The organism is Prevotella dentalis DSM 3688, from assembly GCF_000242335.1.
Lineage (GTDB): Bacteria > Bacteroidota > Bacteroidia > Bacteroidales > Bacteroidaceae > Prevotella > Prevotella seregens.
The window spans coordinates 189,279-213,024 of sequence record NC_019960.1; the positions used below are offsets into that span (position 1 = coordinate 189,279).

The 23,746-nt window shown below is 59.7% G+C and carries 24 protein-coding genes; 8 read left to right on the forward strand and 16 right to left on the reverse strand.

Going from position 1 to position 23,746, the window contains the following annotated elements; all coding sequences use genetic code 11:
• The first annotated feature begins 33 nt into the window (after positions 1 to 33).
• Together PREDE_RS00685 and PREDE_RS00690 are read left to right on the forward strand one after the other, a co-directional pair.
• Positions 34 to 1,050, forward strand: a complete 1,017-nt coding sequence (locus PREDE_RS00685) for a sugar kinase (protein WP_005845779.1) — start codon at positions 34 to 36, stop codon at positions 1,048 to 1,050.
• Positions 1,051 to 1,061: 11 nt separating this feature from the next.
• Positions 1,062 to 2,231, forward strand: a complete 1,170-nt coding sequence (locus PREDE_RS00690; protein ID WP_015298334.1) for an anaerobic sulfatase maturase — start codon at positions 1,062 to 1,064, stop codon at positions 2,229 to 2,231.
• A gap of 21 nt (positions 2,232 to 2,252) precedes the next feature.
• On the opposite strand, the gene PREDE_RS00695 is transcribed toward PREDE_RS00690, so the two are convergent.
• The 5 genes from PREDE_RS00695 to efp all read right to left on the reverse strand — a co-directional run bounded on the left by PREDE_RS00695 (position 2,253) and on the right by efp (position 6,416).
• Positions 2,253 to 3,017 (reverse strand): UDP-2,3-diacylglucosamine diphosphatase, encoded by a 765-nt coding sequence (locus PREDE_RS00695; RefSeq protein ID WP_015298335.1) that lies wholly within the window; start codon positions 3,015 to 3,017, stop codon positions 2,253 to 2,255.
• A gap of 35 nt (positions 3,018 to 3,052) precedes the next feature.
• The gene (locus PREDE_RS00700) at positions 3,053 to 3,373 is read right to left on the reverse strand and encodes a metal-sulfur cluster assembly factor (protein WP_005845783.1); all 321 of its coding nucleotides are present in this window, start codon (positions 3,371 to 3,373) and stop codon (positions 3,053 to 3,055) included.
• A 263-nt stretch (positions 3,374 to 3,636) separates the two neighbouring features.
• Positions 3,637 to 4,323 carry a RadC family protein gene (gene radC, locus PREDE_RS00705; RefSeq protein WP_005845785.1) on the reverse strand — a complete coding sequence of 229 codons (687 nt, stop codon included), beginning with the start codon at positions 4,321 to 4,323 and terminating at the stop codon, positions 3,637 to 3,639.
• A gap of 164 nt (positions 4,324 to 4,487) precedes the next feature.
• Positions 4,488 to 5,639, reverse strand: coding sequence for a glycosyltransferase (locus PREDE_RS00710; RefSeq protein WP_005845787.1), 1,152 nt, complete (start codon positions 5,637 to 5,639; stop codon positions 4,488 to 4,490).
• Between the two features lie 207 nt (positions 5,640 to 5,846).
• On the reverse strand, positions 5,847 to 6,416 hold the full coding sequence (efp, locus tag PREDE_RS00720; RefSeq protein WP_005845791.1) for an elongation factor P: 570 nt from the start codon (positions 6,414 to 6,416) through the stop codon (positions 5,847 to 5,849).
• A gap of 213 nt (positions 6,417 to 6,629) precedes the next feature.
• Here efp and rpmH point away from each other — a divergent pair, with 213 nt between their 5' ends.
• The 6 genes from rpmH (at position 6,630) to PREDE_RS00750 (ending at position 12,227) form a co-directional block, all read left to right on the forward strand.
• Positions 6,630 to 6,785, forward strand: a complete 156-nt coding sequence (rpmH, locus tag PREDE_RS00725; protein WP_004351099.1) for a 50S ribosomal protein L34 — start codon at positions 6,630 to 6,632, stop codon at positions 6,783 to 6,785.
• Between the two features lie 434 nt (positions 6,786 to 7,219).
• Entirely contained in the window at positions 7,220 to 7,939 is a 720-nt protein-coding gene (locus PREDE_RS00730; RefSeq protein WP_005845801.1) for a PASTA domain-containing protein, read from the forward strand.
• A gap of 22 nt (positions 7,940 to 7,961) precedes the next feature.
• On the forward strand, positions 7,962 to 9,065 hold the full coding sequence (locus tag PREDE_RS00735) for an RluA family pseudouridine synthase (protein ID WP_005845802.1): 1,104 nt from the start codon (positions 7,962 to 7,964) through the stop codon (positions 9,063 to 9,065).
• A gap of 53 nt (positions 9,066 to 9,118) precedes the next feature.
• On the forward strand, positions 9,119 to 10,120 hold the full coding sequence (locus tag PREDE_RS00740; RefSeq protein ID WP_005845805.1) for a D-alanine--D-alanine ligase: 1,002 nt from the start codon (positions 9,119 to 9,121) through the stop codon (positions 10,118 to 10,120).
• Positions 10,121 to 10,435: 315 nt separating this feature from the next.
• The gene (locus PREDE_RS00745; protein WP_005845808.1) at positions 10,436 to 11,587 is read left to right on the forward strand and encodes a 1-acyl-sn-glycerol-3-phosphate acyltransferase; all 1,152 of its coding nucleotides are present in this window, start codon (positions 10,436 to 10,438) and stop codon (positions 11,585 to 11,587) included.
• Positions 11,550 to 12,227: a NigD1/NigD2 family lipoprotein gene (locus PREDE_RS00750; protein ID WP_015298336.1), complete on the forward strand. Its 678-nt coding sequence runs from the start codon at positions 11,550 to 11,552 to the stop codon at positions 12,225 to 12,227. Before PREDE_RS00745 ends, PREDE_RS00750 begins: the two co-directional genes overlap by 38 nt.
• Here PREDE_RS00750 and PREDE_RS00755 read toward each other — a convergent pair.
• The 11 genes from PREDE_RS00755 to PREDE_RS00805 all read right to left on the reverse strand — a co-directional run bounded on the left by PREDE_RS00755 (position 12,224) and on the right by PREDE_RS00805 (position 23,709).
• Entirely contained in the window at positions 12,224 to 13,255 is a 1,032-nt protein-coding gene (locus PREDE_RS00755) for a threonine aldolase family protein (protein WP_005845812.1), read from the reverse strand. The two genes, PREDE_RS00750 and PREDE_RS00755, sit on opposite strands and share 4 nt — an antisense overlap.
• Positions 13,256 to 13,299: 44 nt before the next feature.
• Complete coding sequence (locus PREDE_RS00760; protein ID WP_005845814.1) at positions 13,300 to 14,265, reverse strand: Rossmann-fold NAD(P)-binding domain-containing protein; 966 nt, start codon at positions 14,263 to 14,265, stop codon at positions 13,300 to 13,302.
• A 52-nt stretch (positions 14,266 to 14,317) separates the two neighbouring features.
• The gene (locus PREDE_RS00765) at positions 14,318 to 15,568 is read right to left on the reverse strand and encodes a glutamate-5-semialdehyde dehydrogenase (RefSeq protein WP_005845816.1); all 1,251 of its coding nucleotides are present in this window, start codon (positions 15,566 to 15,568) and stop codon (positions 14,318 to 14,320) included.
• Between the two features lie 7 nt (positions 15,569 to 15,575).
• A complete protein-coding gene (gene proB / locus PREDE_RS00770; protein WP_174264882.1) occupies positions 15,576 to 16,649 on the reverse strand; it encodes a glutamate 5-kinase in 1,074 nt (357 codons plus the stop codon).
• A 34-nt stretch (positions 16,650 to 16,683) separates the two neighbouring features.
• Positions 16,684 to 18,348, reverse strand: coding sequence for an AMP-binding protein (locus tag PREDE_RS00775; RefSeq protein ID WP_044126939.1), 1,665 nt, complete (start codon positions 18,346 to 18,348; stop codon positions 16,684 to 16,686).
• An 11-nt stretch (positions 18,349 to 18,359) separates the two neighbouring features.
• Positions 18,360 to 18,914 (reverse strand): helix-turn-helix domain-containing protein, encoded by a 555-nt coding sequence (locus tag PREDE_RS00780; protein WP_005845822.1) that lies wholly within the window; start codon positions 18,912 to 18,914, stop codon positions 18,360 to 18,362.
• 140 nt (positions 18,915 to 19,054) lie between these two features.
• Positions 19,055 to 19,843, reverse strand: coding sequence for a pyrroline-5-carboxylate reductase family protein (locus PREDE_RS00785; RefSeq protein WP_005845824.1), 789 nt, complete (start codon positions 19,841 to 19,843; stop codon positions 19,055 to 19,057).
• A gap of 225 nt (positions 19,844 to 20,068) precedes the next feature.
• Entirely contained in the window at positions 20,069 to 21,208 is a 1,140-nt protein-coding gene (locus tag PREDE_RS00790; RefSeq protein WP_044126940.1) for an aspartate aminotransferase family protein, read from the reverse strand.
• Positions 21,209 to 21,220: 12 nt separating this feature from the next.
• Positions 21,221 to 22,225 (reverse strand): N-acetyl-gamma-glutamyl-phosphate reductase, encoded by a 1,005-nt coding sequence (gene argC, locus PREDE_RS00795; protein WP_005845828.1) that lies wholly within the window; start codon positions 22,223 to 22,225, stop codon positions 21,221 to 21,223.
• A gap of 6 nt (positions 22,226 to 22,231) precedes the next feature.
• The gene (locus PREDE_RS00800; RefSeq protein ID WP_005845830.1) at positions 22,232 to 22,420 is read right to left on the reverse strand and encodes a PspC domain-containing protein; all 189 of its coding nucleotides are present in this window, start codon (positions 22,418 to 22,420) and stop codon (positions 22,232 to 22,234) included.
• An 83-nt stretch (positions 22,421 to 22,503) separates the two neighbouring features.
• Positions 22,504 to 23,709 carry an argininosuccinate synthase gene (locus PREDE_RS00805; RefSeq protein ID WP_005845832.1) on the reverse strand — a complete coding sequence of 402 codons (1,206 nt, stop codon included), beginning with the start codon at positions 23,707 to 23,709 and terminating at the stop codon, positions 22,504 to 22,506.
• Between the last annotated feature and the right edge of the window lie 37 nt (positions 23,710 to 23,746).

A 23,746-nucleotide genomic window follows, 5' to 3' on the forward strand; every position in this document is an offset into this window, starting at 1 on the left:
GCCGCAGGCAGCGTCCCCTTTATACTTGACAGGATGAAGAAGATAATTACGTTTGGAGAGATACTCCTGCGGCTGTCCAAGCCGGGCAGCCGGCGACTGTTTCAGGGCAGCACGTTCGGCGCCGACTATGGCGGATCGGAAGCAAATGTGGCTGTAAGTCTGGCGCAACTGGGCGACGACGTGGAGTTTGTCACCCGCATTCCCGACAATTCCATCGGTGAGGCCGCCCTCATGCACCTGCGCTCGCTCGGACTCAACGTGGGGCACGCAGTGCGTGGAGGCAAGCGGCTGGGCACCTACTACTTTGAGCCGTCGGCCGCCATGCGCTCCTCGCGGGTAGTTTACGACCGCGACGACTCCTCGTTCAATACGCTCGAGCATGGCGACATCGACTGGGAGCCCGTCTTTGCAGGGGCCGGACTGTTCCACTGCTCTGGCATAACCTGCGCCACCAGCCGGGCGGCCCTCGACACAACGATGGATGCTGTGCGCCGCGCCGACGCTTCGGGCATCGAACTCACCTGCGACATCAACTACCGTGGAAACCTGTGGCGGTATCCCGGCGCCGATGCACGTCGGTCGCTCGACGAGCTGATGCAGTACAGTTCGTTCATCTTTGGCGACCAGAACGAGTGGTACGTGGCCAGCGGCCTCGAGCCCATCCCCTTTACTGCACTCGATGAAAGCTACCGGTTCGACCGGGATGCCTACCGCCGTTATTTCGATCATTTGCATGCGCTTTTCCCCCGATGCCGTCGCATGCTCATCGCCCACCGCAACCAGCTTTCCTTCAATCACCACGTCAATGCCGGAGTGCTCTGGGCTGAGGGACGCATCTACACCTCGCGTATCTACGACATCCAGCCCATCGTCGACCAGATGGGCGTGGGCGACGCCTGGGTGGCCGCCTTCATCCATGCCCGTCGCCGCTGGCCCGACGACGACCAGCGGTGCCTCGATTTCTCGGTTGCAGCCTCTGCGTTGAAGAACACGGTGCCCGGCGATCAGAACCTGGTCACCGAGGCAGAAATCATAGCCGGTCTCTGCTAATACCGCCCGCCATGTCTACGTTTCCCCTTGTCCGTCCTTATTACATGCTGGCCAAGCCATGCGGTTCGGCCTGCAACCTGCGGTGCAGTTACTGCTATTTTCTCGACAAGGCCTCGGGACGCATGAGCGATGCGCTGCTGGAACAGTTCATTCGCGACTACATTGGCAGCCAGCCCACGGAGGAAGTGCTTTTCATTTGGCACGGTGGCGAACCGTTGCTCATGGGCCTCGACTTCTTCAAGCGCGTCATTCGGCTGCAGCGGCAGTACGGGCACGGCCGGCATATAGACAATGCCCTGCAAACCAACGGCACGTTGCTCACGGCCGAGACAGCCGAGTTTCTGCGCGAACACGGGTTTCTTGTAGGCATCAGCATCGACGGCCCGCAGCCCCTACACGATGCCTTTCGCCGCACGCGGCAGGGCGGAGCCACGTGGGACCAGGTGATGCGGGGCATCGATCTGCTGCAAAAGTACGATGTAGAATGGAATGCCATGGCCACAATCAACCGCCTCAATGCCGACCATCCCTTGGCATTCTATCGCTTTTTCAAGGAGATAGGCTGTCGCTATCTCCAGTTCACACCCATTGTGGAGCAGGCCCCCGACGGCCGAATGACGCCCGAAACGGTGCTGCCCGAGCAGTGGGGCTGCTTTCTTTGCACGCTTTTCGACGATTGGGTGCGGTGCGACGTGGGCACCGTCTTCGTGGAACACTTCGATGCCACACTGGCTTGCTGGTGCGGTGTGGAGCCGGGCATCTGCTCGTTTGCCCCTGCTTGCGGGCTGTCGATGGCCTTGCAGCCCGACGGCGAGGTCTATAGTTGCGACCATTTTGTGTCGCCCGCCTACCGTTTGGGCAATCTTCGCCACACGCCGCTGGCCACGCTGGCTTTCAGTCCCCGCCAGCAGATCTTCGGACAAGCCAAAGGCGCACTGCTTCCATTACAGTGCAAGCAGTGCACCTATCGGTTTGCGTGTAACGGAGGCTGCCCTAAAGACCGCTTCGAGACCGGCCCCTCGGGGTCGCGGAACCGCACGCATGCGGGTGTCAATTACTTGTGTCGGGGCAACCTTGCCTATCTGAAGCATGTGGCCCCGGCCATGAATTTCATGCGCGACGAGTGGCAGGCCGGTCGTCCGCCGGCGGGCATCATGCAGGCTGGAGTCTTCCCAACGTGAGCTTTCCCCGTTTTTTCTTGTTTACGGACGGCTCTCGCCCTCTATGTATTGCTCCAGGAAGAGGTGGGCGCCATCGAAGACAGCATAGGTGAACTGCCATATCCAGTCGCCCAAAATGAGCATGCGGGCCTTGCGTTCCAGCGTGAGGTCGAGCTCGATGTGCCGGTGCCCGTAGATGAAATAGTCGATGTTGGGGTGTGTCTTCATGTACTCCTTGGTCCAGCATACCAGGTATTCTCTCTCCTCACCCATGTAGGGAGCTTCCTTGCCGTCGGCGCGTTTCAGCCGGCTGTGCTTGGCCCAGTTCAGTCCGAGTTGCATGCCCCACCAGGGGTGGACGAAGTTGAGCAGTCGCTGGCACGTGCGATTGTGAAAGAGGCGACGCAGTATTTTGAACTTGTTGTCGGGGTCGCCGAGCCCGTCGCCGTGGGCCAAGTAGAACTCTTTGCCGTAGATTTCTGTGGTGAGGGGCTTGCGATGGACGATGAGTCCGCACTCTTCCTCCAGATAGCCGTAGGTCCAGATGTCGTGGTTGCCCGTGAAGAAGTGCACCTCCACCCCCATGTCGGTCAGTTCGGAGAGCTTGCCCAGGAAGCGGGTGAAGCCCTTGGGCACCACAAAGCGGTATTCGTTCCAGAAGTCGAACATGTCGCCCAGCAGATAGATGGCGGCTGCCTTGTGCTTGATGCTGTCGAGAAACCGCACCAAGCGGCGTTCCTGCGTCCGCTTGTGTTCCAGTGCCAGCGACCCCAGGTGGGCGTCGGATAAGAAGTAGACGTTCTTCATGTCCATGTATTTTTTTGTTCCAATTGCTTTTTTCCTCACTCAAATCCCAGCTCCACACGGGCTTCCTCGCTCATCATGCTCTGGTCCCAGGCTGGCTCGAAGACGAGGTTGACGTTGGCATTTTTCACTCCTTCCACGCTTTCCACCTTGGTGCGCACGTCCTCGAGGATGAAGTCGGCGGCGGGACAAGAGGGTGCAGTGAAGGTCATGTCCATGTCGAGCGTGCCGTTGTCCTGCATGTCTATCTTGTAAATCATGCCCAGGTCGTAGATGTTGACCGGGATTTCCGGGTCGTAGACGGTCTTGAGCACATCGACGATGCGCTCTTCTATCCGGGTCTTCTCTTCTTGTGTCATGGTGTTCGTATTATGATTGATGCTGCGAATTTAAGCAATTATTTCGAGATGGCCAACGAGTTGGGGACAGAATAACGGTGGAAAGGGTGGGAGGCTGCTATGGTTTTTTAGACAAAACTACATATAGGGCATATAGCTGCGCAGCGGGTTTTTAGACAGAACTACATATTAAATATATGGCTCGCGCGGTGAATAATATGTGGTTCTGTCTAAAAATCCACCGCGCAGCCCTATCCCAATCGTGTTGTTCTGTCCGAGGACGGTTAGAGGCGGCCCTCCTCGTTGTAGCTGTAGTAGCGGCCGTCGGTGATGATGACATGGTCGAGAAAGTGGAGGCGCATCAGTTCACAGGCTTTCTTGATTTGCTGGGTGAGCTGGTCGTCGCGGGGACTGGGCTGCGTGTTGCCACTGGGATGGTTGTGGCACACGGCCAGTACGGTAGCCCCGGAGAGCAGGGCTTCTTTCATGATGATGCGGATGTCGACAGCGGTCTCGGTGATGCCGCCGTGGCTGATACGCACTTCACGGATGAGGCGGAAGGCCTGATTGATCAGCAGAATGTGGAATTCCTCCACGTCGAGATCCTGCAAAATGGGGTGCATGAAGTTGTACACGGCTGTGGCCGACCCGATGTCGGGGCGTTCTTCGCGTGCTGTGTCCTTGCGCCGTTTGCCCAGTTCGCAGGCCGCAAGGATGGTGATGGCCTTGGCAGGGCCCATGCCGTGGTACTGCTCCAGCTCGCGGACGGTGCGTTTGCCCAGGGTGTTGAGGTTGTTGTGGCAGTCGGCCAGCACGCGCCGCATCAGGTCGACGGCGCTCTCCCGGGCCGACCCCGAACCGATGAGGATGGCCAGAAGCTCGGCGTCGCTGAGGGCGGCGGCCCCCAACCGCTCCAGTTTTTCGCGAGGGCGGTCGGATTCTGACCAGGTGTTGATGGGGAGCTTGTCCATGGAGTGATGGGAAGTTGTAGGAGGGGATAGGAAGTTATAAGAGGTGATAGGAGGTTATAGGGGGTGATGGGAGGGGAGGGAGGATGGGAGTTGTAGGAAGTTATAGGAGGGGATGGGAGGTTATAGGGGGTGATAGGAGAGAGGATGGAGGTGTGGGAGGGGACTTATTGGTAGAAGTTTTTTTCGTAGGCGGAAAATTCGTCTTTTCTTCTGACGCAGCGTTTCCACCAAGCCTCGATGAAGCCGCAGCCGTAGCCCATGAGCTGGGTGAAGGCGGCACGGATGCTGAGCAACCCGACAAGCGGGCTCTTGCACACGACCGACGCATCCAGAAAGATGAGCAGGGCATAGAGCAGGAGCGGGCACACGCCCAAAGCCATGAGGGCCATGCCCGAGATGACGGAAGCCATGGGGCCCGACAGGCAGGCCTGATGCCCGGCGGACGAGACGGCCATGAGCCCGACGAGCACGAGCAGCAGCCCCACGAGCATCACGGCGGCGAGCAGCCCCACCCCCACGGTGAACGCCATGGGAAGCAGGTGAACCAGCTTGAGGCTATCGGGATACTTCTTGTAAAGGTTGATGCGGGCGATGCCGCTGTTGTAGACTTGCCGCCAGAACTTGCGGAAGTCGGTGCGCCGCTTGTGGTAGACCCACGCGCCGGGGAACAGCCGGCACCGGCATCCTGCCTTGAAGATGCGGATGGAAAAGTCGATGTCCTCGCCGAAACGCATCCTGCTGAATCCGCCCAGCTGCAGGTACACGTCGCGGCGAATGCCCATGTTGAACGAGCGTGGATAGAACTTGTCGAGCTTCTTCTTGCCGCCGCGGATGCCGCCCGTGGTGAAGAACGAGGTCATGGCATAGGATATGGCTTTCTGTGTGGACGTGAAGGAGTCGTGCGCCCGGTCGGGGCCGCCGAAGGCATCGCTGGGCTCACGCCGCAGCTCCTCGGCCACGGCGTGCAGGTAGCCCGGGGGCAGCACCACGTCGGAGTCGAGCACAATCATGTATTCGCCCCGTGCCCGCTCCACGCCGTAGTTGCGGCTCTGGCCGGGTCCGCTGTTGGATTTCCAGAAATACTTCAGGTCGAGGCTCCCGGCGTAGCGGTCGCACACCTCGCGGCAGGGTTGCTGCGAGCCGTCCTCGACGACAATCACCTCGAAGTTGCGGACGGTCTGCCGGGTGAGGCTGTCGAGCAGTTCGTCCACCTCGTCGGGGCGGTTGTAGACGGGAATGATGAAAGAGTAGGTGGGTGTTTTCCCCAAAGTGTCAGGAGTGGCGGGGGAATGGGTGGTGTCGCAGGCGTTGTTCATGATAGAAACGGTGGATGGTCAGGCGTTAGGGGTTGTGTCGGGCGGCAAGGCTGCCGTCGGGAAGCAAGCCTCCCCAAGCCTTTCCACGAAGAGGAGGGACGGCCGTTGCCCGATGGCGGGCGGGACCATCCCCTTGCTCGGAGGGGCTTGGGGAGACTCGAAAGGGGTGTGCGGGGCTTCCCCCGGGGTGAAGGGGGCGGGGCGGTCTTACTTCTCCGTCACGCGGCCCACATAGCTGCCGTCGCGCGTGTCGACGGTAATGGTCTCGCCCTCGTTGATGAAGAGCGGCACGCGCACCTCGGCACCCGTCTCCAGTGTGGCCGGCTTGGTGGCGTTGGTGGCGGTGTTTCCCTTCACGCCCGGCTCGCTGTGGGTGATGACGAGGTTGGTCTTCACCGGCATTTCGGCCGAGAGGATGGTGCCGTCAGAGGTGTCGGTCACCACGTCCACCACGTCGCCCTCCTTCATGAACTCCACGCCGGTAATCATATCCTTGGCGATGGGGATCTGTTCAAAGGTCTCCTGGTTCATGAAAATGCAGCCCGTACCGTCCTCATAGAGGTATTGATAGGGGCGGTGCTCCACGCGGACGTCGTCGAGTTTGAAGCCCACCTGGAACGTGCGCTCCAGCACACGGCCGTCGGCCACGTTCTTCAACTTGGTGTTCATCACGGTGTTTCCTTTGCCCGGCTTGCGGTGTTGGAAGTCCACGCACTTCCAAATGCCACCGTCCATACGGATACATGTCCCAATCTTGATTTCCTGAGAGTTAATCATTTTGTGTCTTATTATTAAACTTGTTATTGTCGATTTTGCAGCTGCAAAGTTACTATAAATTTAGAAAAAAACGCCGAAACGGCCACGAAAAATCGCTCGATTCTTTGCCATTCGGATTTTTTTGAGTAATTTTGCAGCTCGAATGGGGGTACCGGTAGCTGGTGTCGCCACACGGTTTTGCAACTACAATAAATTAAAATAAGGACAAATAAGATGAAAAGAACATTTCAGCCTCACAACCGCCGCCGCGTGAACAAGCACGGTTTCCGCGAGAGAATGGCAACCAAGAACGGTCGTCGCGTGCTGGCTTCGCGCCGCGCCCATGGCCGCAAGAAGTTGACCGTGTCTGACGAGCACCACGGAAAGTAACCCGTTGCCACCGCAACGCGGCAGCAGAAGGAGGGTGTGTCATCCAAGGATGGCGCGCCCTCCTTTGCTTTTATACCGGCCGGTGCGTCTGCGGCGGCCGTGCAGGGGCCGTGCGATGACGGCACAATCGCCGCGCGTTTACGGTGTAACGGCCACGCGTTTACGGTGTAACGGCCACGCGTTTACGGTGTAACGGCCACGCGTTTACGGTGTAACGGCCACGCGTTTACGGTGTAACGGCCACGCGTTTACGCCGTAACGGCGGTGCGATTACGGCGTGACGGCCATGCGATGACGGCGCGGTGGCCGTGCGGCTTGCGGCTGCCCGTGTGCATCCGCACGGGTACAGCCGAAAAAAAGAGCACAAAAAACAGGCTGCAATCCTTTGTCCATCGGGCGATTTACACTATCTTTGTAGAAAAATTACGGCGCGGATGACCATTTCAGAATTCATGGGCAAGTTCAAGAGCAGCTATCTTTGGGGCAACCTGGCGGCCATGGCCGTCGTGGCTGTCGGGCTGACCATGGGCGTGAAATACGGCTTGGCCATCTACACCCACCACGGCGAGTCGATACCCATACCCGACCTGGTTCACAAGAAATACGCCGATGCCGAGGAGATTCTCGACAATCTGGGACTGCAAATCGTGGTGAGCGACACGGGCTACGTGAAGACCCTGCCGCCCGACTGCATCCTGGAGCAGACCCCTGCACCCGGCGAACGCGTGAAGTCGGGGCACGTCATCTACGTCACCATCAACGCCCTGCACTCACCAACGATCACCCTTCCTGACGTGATCGACAACTCCTCGCTGCGCGAGGCCATGGCCAAACTCACAGCCATGGGCTTCAAGCTGGCTGCGCCGGAGTTTGTGCCGGGCGAGAAAGACTGGGTGTACGGCATTTTGGTGAACGGCCGCCACGTGGCCTATGGCGACAAGATACCCGTGGACGCCCGGCTCATTATCCAGGCGGGCAACGGCCAGCGCGACAGCGGCGACTCGGTGAACTACGTGGATCCGGAATATCCCCGGGGCGGCGACTTCGACGAATCGGAAGACATGGACGTGTTCGAGGAGGTGCCGGCACCCTCCGCCGACCATGCTGAGCCCGGCGGCACACCGCCGGCTGAGCCCGCGCCCAAGACCGAATGAACCCTTGCAAGACAGAAAAAACATGACGACATATCCCGAAGATGCAGACCTGCTGGGCGACGACGACCTGCTGCCCGCCACCCCTCCGGCCGCTACCGAGGCTGACGGCCAGCTCTACGAGCACTGGCGGGTGGAGGTGGACGCCGGCCAGGCGCCCGTGCGCATAGACAAGTATCTGGCCGACAAGATGCAGCACTCCAGCCGCAACCGCATACAGACGGCGGCCGACGCGGGTTGCATCCACGTGAACGGACGCGCCGTGAAAAGCAACTACAAGGTGCGGCCCCTCGATGTCATCACGCTGATGCTTGACCGCCCGCGCCACGAGTCGTCGATACAGCCGGAGGAGATTCCGCTGCGCGTGGTCTACGAAGACGACGATCTGATGGTCGTGAACAAGGAAGCCGGCATGGTGGTACACCCCGGCGCGGGCAACTTCAGCGGCACGCTCATCAATGCCGTGGCCTGGCATCTGCGCCATCTGGAGAGCTTCGACCCCAACGATCCCGAGGTGGGGCTGGTGCATCGGATAGACAAAGACACCAGCGGCCTCCTTGTGGTGGCCAAGACGCCCGAGGCCAAGACGGGCCTGGGACGGCAGTTTTTCGAGAAGACCACCCACCGCTCGTACCACGCCCTGGTGTGGGGCAACCTCGTGGACGACGAGGGACGTGTCGAGGGCAACATCGGGCGCGATCCCAAGGACCGGCTGCGCATGAAGGTGTTCGACCCGCAGTCGGGTGTCGGCAAGCCCGCCGTGACCCATTATCGGGTGCTCGAACGCTTCGGCTACGTCACACTGCTGCAGTGCATTCTCGAGACGGGACGTACCCATCAGATACGCACCCACATGAAGGCCATCGGCCACCCGCTCTTCGGCGACGAGCGGTATGGCGGCACGGAGATACTGCGCGGCCAGCGCAGCTCCAGCTACAAGGCTTTCATCCAGAACTGCTTCGGGCTCTGTCCCCGGCAGGCGTTGCACGCCAAGACCCTCGGGTTCCGCCATCCGCGCACGGGCCGGCAGATGGATTTCGACTCCGAATGGCCCGAGGATCTGACGCTGCTCGTGGAAAAATGGCGCGCCTTTGTCCAAGGCACCACGCAGGACACCTTTGCCGGCTGATGCGCCGGCAGCACCCCGTGAACAATGATTAACCATTCAATGCAACATAACTGATGAAAAATTTAAAGAGAAATATCGCCATCGTCTGCGGCGGCGACTCGTCCGAGCACGATGTGTCCATGCGCTCGGCACAGGGACTCTACTCCTTCTTCGACAAGGAGCGTTACAATGTCTACATTGTCGACGTGAGGGGACAGAACTGGCATGTGAACTTCGACAACGGCGAGGTGGCCACCATCGACCGCAACGACTTCTCGTTTGTAGGCCAGGACGGCAAGGCCGTTGTCTTCGACTATGCCTACATTACCATCCATGGCACACCGGGCGAGAACGGCTTGATGCAGGGCTATTTCGACCTGATTCACCTGCCTTACTCCACGAGTGGCGTGCTGGTCGAGGCCATGACCTTCAACAAGTATGTGCTCAACAACTACCTGCGCTCGTTTGGTGTGAACGTGGCCGACAGCATGCTGTTGCGCCGCGGCGAGGCTTACGACGAGCAGGCTGTCGAGGAACGGCTGGGCATGCCCGTGTTTGTGAAGCCGGTTGCCGACGGTTCCAGCTTCGGTGTGTCCAAGGTGAAGTGCGCCGACCAGCTGGCTCCCGCCCTGCGTATGGCCTTTATGGAGAGCGACGAGGTGATGATAGAGCGTTACATTCAGGGCACGGAGATCTCTATTGGATGCTACAAAACGCAGACGAAGACCGTGGTGCTGCCCGCCACCGAGGTGGTGACGAGCCGTGAATTCTTCGACTACGACGCGAAGTACAACGGTCAGGTGCAGGAGATTACGCCTGCCCGGCTGGATCCGGAGACGGCCCGTCGCGTGGCCGAGGAGACGAGCCGCATCTACGACATCCTGCACTGCAACGGCATGATTCGCATTGATTACATCATCTCCAAGGACGCCGAGGGACGCGACCAGGTGAACATGCTGGAGATTAACACCACTCCGGGCATGACCGTCACCAGCTTCATCCCGCAGCAAGTGCGCGCTGCCGGCCTCGACATCAAGGATGTCTTGACCGATATTGTGGAGAATCAGCTGGGATAGCGGGGGGCAATTCATAATTCAAAATTCATAATTCAAAATTGGCTGCGCGGAACGATGCCTTGTGATGAGGGAGGAAACGACGGGGAAAGAAAGTGTTGTGTGTAGCCCATTTTGAATTTTGAATTTTGAATTTTGAATTAAAATCATGTCTGTCTCCCGCTCGTAGCAAGATAATGTTCCTGTCACACGGTTAATTTCACCCAGTGGTGCAGTTGATGTCGCTTGGTCTCTCAGTTAATTTAAGTTTGTTCTCGCAGTTAATTTAGTCTGGTCTTGCGGTTAATTTTGTTTTGATTGCGCAGCTAATTTTGAATTATGAATTTTGAATTAAAAAAGTTTGATGGCATTCGTCCCTTTGAGCCGGAAGAACTGCCCGAGGTGTACGATAGTCTGCTGGCCAATGAGCAGTTTCAGGCTGTATTGAAGTATCTGTACCCCGAGGTGCCGCTGGAAATGGTGGCCCGAAAGATGCGGGCTTGCCGCACAAACCTCGACTTCCAGAAAGCATTCTGCTACGATTTCATCAAAGGAGTGCTGGCCAAGGCCGCCCGAGGCTGCGAGATGGACGTCGCGGCCGTGGACACCTCGCGCCGTTACACCTTTGTGAGCAACCACCGCGACATCGTGCTCGACTCGGCCATCCTCGACGTACTGCTCATGGACGCGGGCTTCACCACCACTTGCGAGATTGCCATCGGCGACAACCTGCTGGGACTGCCGTGGGTGAAAGACTTCGTGCGGGTGAACAAGAGCTTCATCGTGAAGCGTGGCTTGCCCATGCGGGAGATGCTGGAGGCTGGCCGGCTGCTGTCCGAATACATGCACTATGCCGTGGCAGAGAAGCACGAGAACGTGTGGGTGGCCCAGCGTTCGGGCCGTGCCAAGGATTCCGACGACCGCACGTCCGACGGCGTGCTCAAGATGCTCACCATGGGCGGAACGGGTTCGCCCGCCGAGAGGCTGCGGCAGCTGCACATCGTGCCGCTGGCCATCTCGTATGAATACGACCCCTGCGACTGGCTCAAGGCACGCGAGTTCCAGCTGCGGCGCGACAACAAGGACTGGAAAAAGGGGCCGCAGGACGACCTCGTGTCCATGCAGACCGGCATCTTTGGCTATAAGGGCCACGTGCATTACCACTGTGCACCGTGCATCGACGACTTCCTGACGCAGCTGCCCGCCGACCTGCCCAAGGCCGATTTTTACCGTGTGGTGGCCGACCATATCGACCGCGAGATTCACCGCCGCTACCGGCTCTACCCCTGCAACTACGTTGCTCTCGACGAGTTGCGGGGCGAACGGGCCCATGCCGACCGCTACACCGAGGCCGACAAGGCTTTCTTCGACAAGTATCTGGCCGGGCAGCTGGCCAAGGTGGAACTGCCCGCCAAGGATGAGCCCTACCTGCGCGAGCGCATTCTTACGATGTATGCCAATCCTGCCATCAACTTCTTGCGTGCGCAGTAGGCGGCTGTGGCTCGCCGGGCTGCTGGCCGCGACGCTGGCGGCATGCACCACCGACACCTACCAGTCGGGCGACGGCCGCTACTCCTACCTGCGGGCCGACTTCGGACTGGTGCACACGGCCGACTCGGTCCGGGCCGACTGGCTGCTCACCGACGGGGGCGACTCCGTGCGCTTTGCCTCGCCGGTGAGGGTGGGCTGGGCCGCCAAGGCCGATACTTTCTACCGTGCCCTGGTCTATTACGACAGCCAGGCGCGTACCGTTTTCTCGGCCACACCGGTTGTGGTGGCCGAGCCTCTGCCGAAAAAGACGGCCGGCAGCCTGCCCGATGATCCGTTGACCATCGAGTCGCTGTGGGTGGGAGGAGGATTCCTGAACATAGGGTTCGCCCTGAAAACAGGGCGTGCCGAGGGGCTGGATGCCCGGCAACAGCTGGGCCTTGTGCTCGACACGGTGACTGTTTCGGCCGACGGTCATCGCTATGTGACCCTGTTGCTGACCCACGCCCAGAACGGTGTGCCCCAGTATTACACCACGCGGGGATATATGAGCATGCCCGTAGACAAAGGCCTACGGGCATGCACGGTGCGGCTTTCGGCAAATACCTATGCCGGCCGCAAGACTTACACGGTGGAGCTTTAGCCCAGCACGGCCGTGCGCAAAGCTTCGATTTCTTCTTCGGTCGTCGCCCAGCTGGTGACGAAACGGCAGATGGTGTGGTGCTCGTCGTACTTGCCCCACACGGTGAACCTCACGTGCCGGCCCAGCCGTTCCACCTCGTCGTTATCGAGAACAACGAACTGCTGATTGGTGGGCGAGTCGATATAGAAGGGGTAGCCCCGTTGCTCGAAGATGCGTTTCATCTCCATCGCCCGGTCGATGGCCCGGCGCGAGATGTCGAAGTAGAGGTTGTCGGTGAAGAGAGCATCGAACTGCACGCCTGTCACGCGGCCTTTGGCCACGAGCGCTCCGTGCTGTTTGATGATGCTGAAGAAGTGGGGATGGGCGTTGGCATGGGTAAAAACCACGGCTTCGCCGCAGAGTGCGCCCACCTTGGTGCCGCCAATGTAGAACGCGTCGCAGTGGCGGGCCAGGTAGGGCAGAGTGATGTCGTTGCCCGGCGCCATGAGGCCGTAGCCCAGTCGGGCCCCGTCCACGTAGAGCGGCATGTCGTATTTGCGGCACACTTGGTAGAGAGCATCCAGCTCGGCGGCCGTGTAGAGCGTGCCGTATTCCGTGGGGAAAGTGATGTAGGCCATGCCTGGAAACACGCAGTGGTCGGCGTTGCCGTCGTGCAGGAACTCGTCCATGTAGTGGTCCAGATCGGCGGCATCCATCTTGCCCTGCCGCCCCTCGATGGTGATAATCTTGTGTTCTGTGAACTCGATGGCACCGGCTTCGTGGGTGTTGATGTGGGCCGAACCCACGGCCACCACGCCCTCATAGGTGTGCAGCATCGAGTCGATGACGGTGGCATTGGTCTGCGTTCCGCCCACGAGGAACCATATCTGGGCCTCGGGGGCTTCGCAGAGCGCCTTGATTTTCTGCTTGGCACGCTCCGACCATTCGTCGTAGCCGTAGGTCATGCTCTTGCAGTTGTTGGTCTCCATGAGGTGCTGGAGCACTTGGGGATGACACCCGTTGTTGTAGTCAGACTCTAATGTAATCATTGTGTTCTTGGTTTGTAACTGCAAAGTTACAAAAAAGAAACAGCTTACAAAGCCTCGAGCACGCGTTTCAATACCACTTGGGCCGATATTTCCCTGTTGGCTGCTTCGGGGATGACGAGCGAGCGCGGACTCTCGATGACGTCGTCTGTCACGATGAGGCCACGGCGCACGGGCAGACAGTGCATGAAGTGGCCGTCGTTGGTCCACGACATGTGCTCCGCGTCGATGGTCCACGACATGTCCTTGGAGAGTATCTGGCCGTAGTCGGCCGGGCGCGTTACGCCGGGGCAGCTCCAGTTCTTGGCATACACGAAGTCGGCTCCCTCGAGGGCCTTGCACTGGTCGTACTCCACGCGGGCCGGGCCCACAAAGCGCGGGTCGAGCTCGTAGCCTTCGGGGTGGGTAATCACAAAATCCACGTCGGCGGCGTTCATCCACTCGGCAAACGAGTTGGGCACGGCTTGCGGCAAAGCGCGGCAGTGGGGTGCCCAAGTGAGTACAACCTTGGGGCGGACGGCGGCCTGGCGGTGCTCCTCGATGGTGATGAGGTCGGCAAAAGCCTGCAGCGGGTGCACGGTGGCCGTTTCCATGGCCACGACGGGACGGCCCGAGTGCTCTACAAACTGATGGACGATGGTCTCGGCATAGTCGAATTCGCGGTCGGCGAGACCGGCAAACGAGCGCACGGCAATGATGTCACAGTAGCTGCCCATGACGGGAATGGCCTCCAGCAAGTGCTCGCTCTTGTCGCCGTCCATGATGACACCCCGCTCGGTCTCCAGTTTCCATGCGCCGGCATTCACGTCGAGCACGATGACATTCATGCCCAGATTCATGGCCGCTTTCTGGGTGGAGAGGCGCGTGCGCAGGGAGTTGTTGAAGAAAATCATCAGCAGCGTCTTGTTCTTGCCAAGGTGCTGATAGGCGTAGCGGTCGGCCTTGACTTGCCGGGCCTCCTGAAGAGCCTGGCCGAGGTCGCCCAGGTCGTTGGCGTGGAAGAAAGTTCTCATGTTCTGTAGTTTATGTTTTGCATCATGTGTGTCGTGTCCATGGTGCCCGTTCCTATGCGTCCCGCAGCTGCCCCCGGCCGTCGATGAGCCACTTGTAGGTGGTCATTTCTTCGAGGGCCATGGGCCCTCGAGCCCCGAGCTTCTGCGTGCTGATACCTATTTCGGCCCCGAGTCCGAACTGTGCTCCGTCGGTGAAGCTGGTGGGTGCGTTCACGTAGACACAGGCGGCATCGACCCTTGTGCGGAAGTCTTGGGCGGCTTCGTCGTCCCCCGTGACGATGCACTCGCTGTGACCACTGCCATGCGCGTCGATGTGGGCGATGGCTTCGGCGGTGGAACCCACGGTGCAGATGCCCATTTGCAGGCTGAGCCATTCGGTATCCCAGTCGTCGTCGGTGGCGGGCAGGAGCAGGGCGGCAGGGTATTGGCCCGTCAGGACAGCGAGGGCCTCGGGGTCGGCGTGGAGCCTCACGCCGTGGTTGGCGAGCGGGCGGCAGAGTGCCGGTAGGTCGGCCAGCCGGCTGCGGTGGATGAGCAGCGTATCGAGCGTGTTGCAAACACTGCACCGTCGCGTCTTGGCATTCTCGATGATGCGGCTGCCCATAGCCGTGTCGCCGGCAGCGTCGAAGTAGCAGTGCACCACCCCCGCCCCCGTCTCGATGACGGGAATCCTGGCTGTATTGCGCACAAAGTCAATGAGTTGCTTGCCGCCTCGGGGGATGCAGAGGTCGATGTAGCCCACGGCACTGAGCATCTCGGCTGTGGCTTCATGGGTGGCGGGCAGCAGTTCCACGATGGCCGTGTCCACTCCTTGCCGGCGCAGCACGTCGTGGATGAGGGCCGTTTCGGCGCGATTGGTCTCGTCGGCATCGCGTCCGCCCTTGAGCACGCAGGCATTGCCGCTCTTGAAGCAGAGCGAGAAAACGTCGAACGTCACGTTGGGACGTGCCTCGTAAATCATGCCGATCACGCCGTAGGGCACGCTTACACGGCGCAGCTCCAGCCCGTTGTCGAGCACGCGATGGCGCAACACCCGCCCCAGGGGAGAGGGCAGAGAGGCCACGTTGCACATGTCGGCGGCAATGGATTGCAGTCGGCTGGGCGTGAGTTGCAGCCGGTCGTACATTGGGTTGGCTGCGTCCATGCGGCTCAAGTCGTGGGCGTTGGCCGCCAGAATCTCGTCCTGCCGTTCGATGATAGCCCGAGCCACCAGGCGCAGTATCTCGTTGCGCCGCTCGTCTTCCATTAGGGCAAGTGGCTTGCTGGCCGCCTTCACCCGCTTGAATATCTGTTCTAAAGCCATATCTTTCTTAAGTTTCCATCACCATATAGTCGTAGTGCACGAGCGGTTTCATGCCGTGGGCTCCGATGTGGCGCGCGGCCTCGGCGGAGCTGTAGCCGCTGCGCCCCACGGCCACCAGCCGTCCATCCTCGTCCATGATGCTGATGATGTCGCCCTCTTCAAAGTCTCCCTCGATGCCGACGACACCCACCAGCAGCAGGCTCACGGCCTTGTTGCCGCGCAGAGCCTCGGTGGCCTTGGCATTGATTCGCACCACACCCTTGGCAAAGCTCTCGCTGTGAGCAATCCATTTCTTCACCGTCGAGGTGGGGTTGGGGTTGGGACGGAACTCCGTGTGCATGGTCTCCATGGGACGTGTGGCCAGGTCTACGAGGATGTTGTCGGTCTTGCCGTTGGCAATCATCACCTTGATGCCTTCGTCGGCAACCTTTCCGGCAATGCGAGCTTTCGTAATCATGCCGCCCCGTCCGAAGCCGCTCTTCTCGTCTTGAATGTATTCCCGCAGGTCGCGGTCGTAGTTCACGGACGGGATGACACGGGTGTTTGCTTCGCGAGGGTCGCCGTTAAAGATGCCGTCCACGTTGGTCAGGATGACCAATGTGTTGCAGTCCATCATGGCTGCAATGAGTCCAGACAACTCGTCGTTGTCGGTAAACATCAGCTCCGTGACGCTCACCGTGTCGTTTTCATTGACTATCGGGATGACGCCGTTGGCCAGCATCACACTCATGCACGCCCTCTGATTGAGGTATTCACCGCGTGTAGCGAAGCTCTCTTTCATGGTAAGCACCTGCCCCACATGGAGTCCGGCCTCGCGAAAGAGGTCGTAATAGAGGCCGATGAGCTTCACTTGGCCGATGGCTGAAAAGAGTTGTCGCTGCTCCACGCCGTCGAGTTTGTGGCTCACTGGCAGCTCATTGCGTCCGCAGGCCACGGCACCCGAAGATATGAGAATCACCTCATATCCGTTACGCCGCAGCCAGGCGATCTGGTCTACAATGGCCGACATACGTGTCACGTCGAGCTTGCCGTTGTCGCGTGTGAGCACGTTGCTGCCCACTTTGACTGCGATTCTTTTCATCTTTTGCCGTTCGTTTCCCATGTGGGAGGGGTTGTTATGATTTCTTTTTGAAGTCGTTCTCGCGGATTTCCACGCGGCGTATCTTACCGGAGATGGTTTTGGGCAGCTCGTCCACGAACTCAATGAGACGCGGATACTTGTAAGGCGCCGTCTCGTGCTTCACGTGAGCCTGCAACTCCTTGACGAGTTCCTCGCCCTGTTTGGCTTTCCAGGCCTCGGCCAACACCACGGTAGCCTTGACAATCATGCCGCGGATGGGGTCGGGTACGCCGGTGATAGCGCACTCCATGACGGCCGGATGGGTCATCAGAGCATTCTCAATCTCGAACGGTCCGATGCGGTAACCGCTGCTCTTGATGACGTCGTCGGTGCGTCCCACGAACCAATAATAGCCGTCTTCGTCGCGCCAAGCCATGTCGCCGGTGTGGTAGACGCCGCCGTGCCACACCTCCTTGGTGCGTGCCTCGTCGCGGTAATAGCCCTTGAAGAGGCCGATGGGCTTCTTGTCGCCCACCTTAATACATATCTCACCTTTCTCTCCATCTTCGCACTCCGTACCGTCGTTGCGCAGCAGCCGCACGTCGTACTGTCCGTTGGGCTTGCCCATCGAGCCGGGCTTGGGCTTGTTCCAGGGGAAGGTGCCTATCGTCATGGTAGTCTCGGTCTGCCCGAATCCTTCCATCAGCTTCACGCCGGTGAGTTTGTAGAACTTGTCGGCCACCGAGGGGTTGAGGGCTTCGCCGGCCGTGGTGCAGTATTCGAGGCTGCTCAAGTCGTACTTCGAGAAGTCCTCGTGTATCATGAACCGGTAGATGGTGGGCGGGGCACAGAACGACGTGATGCGGTATTTCTCCATCTGCCGCATAATCTTTTCGGCCGTGAACTTCTCGTGGTCGTACACGAATACCGTTGCTCCGGCAAACCATTGACCGTACAATTTGCCCCACACGGCCTTGCCCCAACCCGTGTCGGCGACGGTGAGATGGATGCTGTTTTCGTGCAGATGGTGCCAGAACACCCCCGTCGTGAGATGTCCCAGGGCATAGAGATAGTCGTGGGCCACCATCTTCGGCTCGCCGCTGGTACCGCTGGTGAAGTACATGAGCATGGTGTCTTCGTTGTTGTTCACGTGCTCGGGCCGCTTGAAAGCCGGGGCCGTGCGCCACTCTTTGTTCCAGTCATGGAATTCCTCGGGTACGTTGGGGCCCACGCTCACGAGGATTTTCACCGTGGGGCTCTCGGGCATGGCCTCAAGGATTTGGTGCACCACGTAGTCGTCTCCGGCGCAGATGATGGCCTTGACACTGGCACTATTGTTGCGGTAAACGATGTCGTGCTTGGTGAGCATGTGGGTTGCGGGGATGGCAACAGCCCCCAGTTTGTGCAGGGCCAGCATGCTGAGCCACCACTGGTAGTGGCGTTTCAAGATGAGCATCACCTTGTTTCCCCGGCCGATGCCCAGTTGCTGGTAGTAGGCTGCCGTCTGGTCGCTCTGCTCTTTCAGGTCTCGAAACGAGAAGCGCTGCTCCTCGCCGCGGTCGCTTGTCCAGAGCAAGGCCGTCTTGTCGGGGGCTTCCTGTGCCCACGCATCCATCACATCGTAGGCGAAATTAAAGTTTTCGGGCACCTTGAAGTGCAGGTTCCGGTTGTAGTCTTCCTCTGAAGAGAAATGTGTTTGTGTCAGAAATCTTTCAATCATGGCGGCGTGCATTAAATGACAACACAGAGAAATTTGGCAGGTTTGCCGTGCAGGGCGCGCATGCAGTGCGGGTGCCGCCCGTCGAAATAGATGCTGTCTCCTTTCTCCAGCACGAGCACTTTGTTGTCTATGGTCACCTCCAGAGTGCCTTCGATCACCACGTCGAACTCCTGTCCGTTGTGGGTGTTCTTGCTGTAATTCTTGTCTCCCGGCAGTGGGTCCACCTCGGCAAGGAAAGGATCTGCCTTGCGTCCACGGAAGCCGCCGGCCAGACTTTGGTACTTGTATTTGTCGCCGCGATCGATCTCTGGACCCTGTCCATGGCGGGTGAGGTAGTAGGTGCTCATGCGGGGTTCTTCGCCGAACAGGAGCACGTCGAGGTCGATGCCGTAGCGTTTTGAAATCTTGGACAAACGATAGACGGAGGGATCTGCCTCTCCGTTTTCTATCTTCAGATAGTGTTCCAGACTGATGTTGCAGAGTTCTGCCACCTCTTCAGCCGGAATGTTGAGCACTTCGCGCAGGCCTCTCAGCCGCTCGCCGATTTGCTTGATAGCTTCTTCCATGTCTTGTATTTTTGAAGTTTTATCGCGCCAAAGTTACTCAATATTCCCTTTTTTCTGTTCTCTTTTAACCTTTTTTGGGCGGTGGAGGCCAAATTACCGAACCAAATTGCACACCCCTGTGGGCGGTGTGCAAAGCCGTGCTACCGCAGCCCCGCTTTGAGTCCGCGTATCACAGCACTGGTGAATCCGGCGTGCTCCATTTCGTTCAGCCCCCTGATAGTGAGTCCGCCGGGCGTGGTCACCTTGTCGATTTCGGCCTCGGGGTGGTTGCCGTTGGCCTGTAACAGCTCTACGGCACCCTTGACAGTTTGCAGCACGATGTCCTTGGCCGCGTCGGCCTTGAAGCCCAGCTCCACGCCGCCCTCGGCCGCCGCGCGGAAATAGCGCATGGCGTAGGCAATGCCGCAACTGGCCAGCATGGTGCCGGCTGCGAGGTGCTGCTCGTCGGTGAGACAGGTTTGGCCCAGCCCGTCGAACACCGCTTGCACCGCGGCCGTCTGCTCCTCTGTGGCCCGGCAGGGCACCATGAAAGTCATGGAAGCCCGCACGGCGATGGCGATGTTGGGAATCACTTGGAACAGGGCGGGCAACCGGCCGTCGCCGCGGTCGAGCCAACGGTCGAGCTGCTCGGCCTTGACGCTTGCGGCCAGGTTGAGCACCATCTGGTGGTCGTAGTCCAGATGGGGTGCGATTTCGCGCACAACCTGCTCTGTCAGCCATGGTTTCACGACGATGGCCACGAGGTCGGCCCCCTCGACGGCCACGGTATTGTCGGTGGTGACACCGGCTCCCATCTGGGCAAAACGGGCGAGCTTCCCGGCATGCGGGTTGGCCACGGTGATGTCTGAGGGCTTGATGGTCTCGGCCTTGAGCAGTCCTTCGGCCAGTGCGCCGCCCATGGCACCGGCCCCGATAATGGTTATCTTCATGGGTTTATATAGGAGTTGGGGAGTGAAGGAGTGATGGAGTTAAGGACATGGAGTTATGGAGTGAGGGAGTTATGGAGTTAAGACAAATGGTTGGGGGTATGGAGTGAAGACGAATGGCTGGGAATTGTTCTGCCAATCAGGGGGGAGGCATGGAGTTGAAACCAGTTTTCTTGTCCGTGATGTCTTCACTCCATAACTCCTTCACTCCCTAACTCCATATTAAATTCACTCCCGCAGCACTTTCCCGAGCCGGAACACGAAGTCGTCCACGTCGGCCCGTGTGAGGCAGAGGGGTGGGAGAATGCGCAGGATGTTGGTGCCCGCGCAGCCGGTAAAGACGTGTCTCTCGTGGATGAGGCTTGAGCGCACGTCCTTGTGGGGCACGTCGAGCACCACCCCGACCATCAGTCCCCGGCCTCGCACCTCGGTGATGTGGGGTGCCGACAGCTGCAGTTCCTTGAGTCGGGCGATGAGGTATTCGCCCACGTTGCGGGCATTGTCCACCAGCTGTTCCTGCTCGAAGATGTCGAGCACAGCCAGTGCAGCCGCGCATCCCAGGTGGTTGCCGCCAAACGTGGTGCCCAGCTGGCCGTACACCGGCTGGAACGCCGGCGAGACGAGCAGCCCGCTCATGGGGTAGCCGTTGGCGATGCCCTTGGCCACGGTGATGAGGTCCGGGCGTATGCCGAGCCACTGATGGGCGAAGAAATTGCCGCTGCGCCCGTAGCCGCACTGTATCTCATCGCACACGAGCACGGCCCCGTGACGCTTGCAGACGGCGGCCAGGCCCTGTGCAAATTCGGGTGTGGCCACGACGCATCCGCCGATGCCCTGGATGCACTCCAGCATGCAGGCACACACGTCGCCCTTGGCCAGCTCGCGCTCCCATGCCTCGAGGTCGTTCATGGGCAGGAAAGTCACGTGCCCGTTGTCGTTGATGGGGGCCACGATTTTGCGGTTGTCCGTCGTCTCGACAGCCAGCGACGTGCGGCCGTGAAAGGCGTGTTCCGCCGAGAGCACACGCTTGCGGCCGTTGGTGAAGCTGGCCAGCTTCAGTGCGTTTTCGTTGGCTTCGGCCCCGCTGTTGACCAGAAACAGCCTGTAGTCTTCATAGCCGCTGATGCGTCCCAGCCGCTCGGCGAACTGCTGTTGCAGGGTGTTGACGACGCTGTTGGAGTAGAAACCCAACTGCGCCGACTGCCTGGCGATGGCCTCCACATAGTGCGGATGGCAGTGCCCCACGCTGATGACGGCGTGGCCTCCATAGAGATCCAGATACTCCTGCCCCTTATCGTCCCAGACCCGGCAGCCCTTTCCCTTGACGATATTGATGTCGAAGAGAGGATAAACGTCGAATAGTTTCATCATGTATTGCTGTTAAAAAGCCATGGCTTTGAGCCCCAGTCCTGCCGTCTCGTCGAGGCCGAACATGAGGTTCATGTTCTGCACGGCCTGGCCCACGGCACCTTTGAGCAGGTTGTCGACGGCGCAGGTGATGACGGCCTTACGCCCGAACTTGTCGATGTGGACCAGTGCCTTGTTGGTGTTCACCACCTGCTTCAGGTCGAGGGCCTTATATATATAATAGGTGAAAGGTGCGTCGCGGTAGAACGTCTCGTACATCGCGGCCAGCTGTTCGGCCGTGGGATTGGTGGGCGAGCCCTCGTCGCCGTCGAACGTCACCACCTCGGTGCAGAAGATGCCGCGGGCAAAGTCGCCGCGGTAGGGGATGAAGTCGATGCTGGCCTCCAGGCTGCCCTGCAGCTCGGCCAGGCTCTGGCGTATCTCGGCCAGGTGCTGGTGGGTGAACACTTTGTAGACGCTCATGTTGCCCGTGCGCCACGAGAAGTGGGTGGTGGCACCCGGTTTCTGCCCCGCGCCGGTGCTGCCCGTGATGGCATTCACGCTCACGTCGTGAGCAATCAGGCCGGCCTGGGCCAAGGGCAGCAGACCCAGCTGGATGCAGGTGGCGAAGCAGCCGGGGTTGGCCACGTGGCGGGCACGGGCGATGGCGGCCTTGTGTATTTCGGGCAGACCGTAGACGAAGTCGTGGCCGCCCGCTGCCGTCTGCGGCGCGAGGCGGAAGTCTTGGGCCAGGTCGATGATTTTCACCCGTTCGGGCAGCTGGTGTTCCTTGAGGAAAGCCTCGCTCTTGCCGTGCCCGAAACAGAAGAACACCACGTCCACCTGGTCGAAAGGCATGTCGGCCGTAAACTGCAAGTCGGTCTCGCCATAGAGTCCTTCGTGCACGTCGGCCACGCGGTTGCCCGCATTGCTCTCTGAGTTGGCAAACACAATCTCGGCCTCGGGATGGTGGATGAGCAACCGGATGAGCTCTCCGCCCGTGTAGCCGGCTGCGCCTAATATACCTATTCTAATCATGTCGTGTCATTGTTTAGGCATGCACATCCACAGGATGATGTAGCCAATGAAGCCCGGAAAGCCGGTGGTGCAGAGCGTGAGCAGCACCCAGGCCAGCCTCACCACGGCCGGATCCCAGTCGAAATACTCGGCGATGCCGCCGCAGACGCCTGCTATCCACTTGTCGTTTGAACGTACTAATTTCTTTCCTGTCATTTTATTTGCTTGTTAGTGGTTGTTTGGCTTTTGACGCGCGGCACTCTCGGGAAGTTGCAGCCCGGGGGCCAAACGGCCGCGCCCTACCGTTCTTCGTCGGGGTGCATGCCGTAGAACACGCGCAGCGGCGTGGCCGTGAGCTTGATGAAGCCCTTGGCGTCCTCGGCCGTCCAGCCGTGCTGCATCTCGCCATACTCGCCCAGTTTCGACTTGGTGAGGTCGTCGTCGGAGTCCACGCCCACCGTCTGGAAGCCGTAGGGGCGTAGCTTCAGGATGGCTGTGCCGTTGACGTGGCGCTGCGAACTCTGCAGGAAGGCCTCCATGTCGGGCATCACGGGCTCCAGATACTGGCTCTCGTGCAGGAACATGCCGTACCAGTTGCCCAGCTGGTCTTTCCAGTATTGCTGCCACTTGGAGAGCACCGACTTCTCCAGCAGCCGGTGGGCCTCGATGATGAGCATGGGCGCGGCGGCCTCGAAGCCCACGCGTCCCTTGATGCCAATGATGGTGTCGCCCACGTTGCAGTCGCGCCCGATGGCGTAGCTGGCGCCTATTTCCTCAATGCGTTGGATGGCCTTCACCTTGTCGCTGAACGGCTCTCCGTTCACGCTCACGATCTCGCCCTCCTTGAATCCGATGCGCAGCTCGGCCTCCGGGTCCGTGGCCGTCACGTGTTTCAGATAGGCTTCCTCGGGCAGTCCCTGCGTGGGGTCGAGCAGTTCGCCGCCACAGATGCTGGTGCCCCAGATGCCCACGTTGTACGAATACTTCAGCTTTGTGAAGTCGGCCTCGAAGCCGTGCCGGTTCAGATAGTCCACCTCCTCCTGCCGCGAGAGGGCGTGGTCGCGGGTGAGGGTGATGATTTCCACGCCTGGGGCCATCACCAGGAACGTCATGTCGAAGCGTATCTGGTCGTTGCCCGCCCCCGTGGAGCCGTGGGCAATGGCGTCGGCCCCCACCTCCTTGGCGTAGCGTGCAATGGCTATGGCCTGGAAGATGCGCTCCGAACTCACCGAGATGGGGTAGCAGTTGTTGCGCAGCACGTTGCCGAAAATCATGTATTTCAGCGACTTCTCGTAGTACTCCTGCGTCACGTCGAGCGTGGCGTAGCGGGTGGCTCCCAGGCGGTAGGCGTTCTCCTCGTTCTGCTTCAGCTGCTCGTCGCTGAATCCGCCGGTGTTGGCACAGGCGGCGTAGACCTCCCAGCCGTCCTGCGCGAGTTTCATCACGGTGTACGATGTGTCCAGTCCTCCCGAGAAGGCCACGACCACTTTCTTTTTCTGTTCCATATCTTTTGTTGTTTCGTTGTTTGCTCTTTTCGTTGTT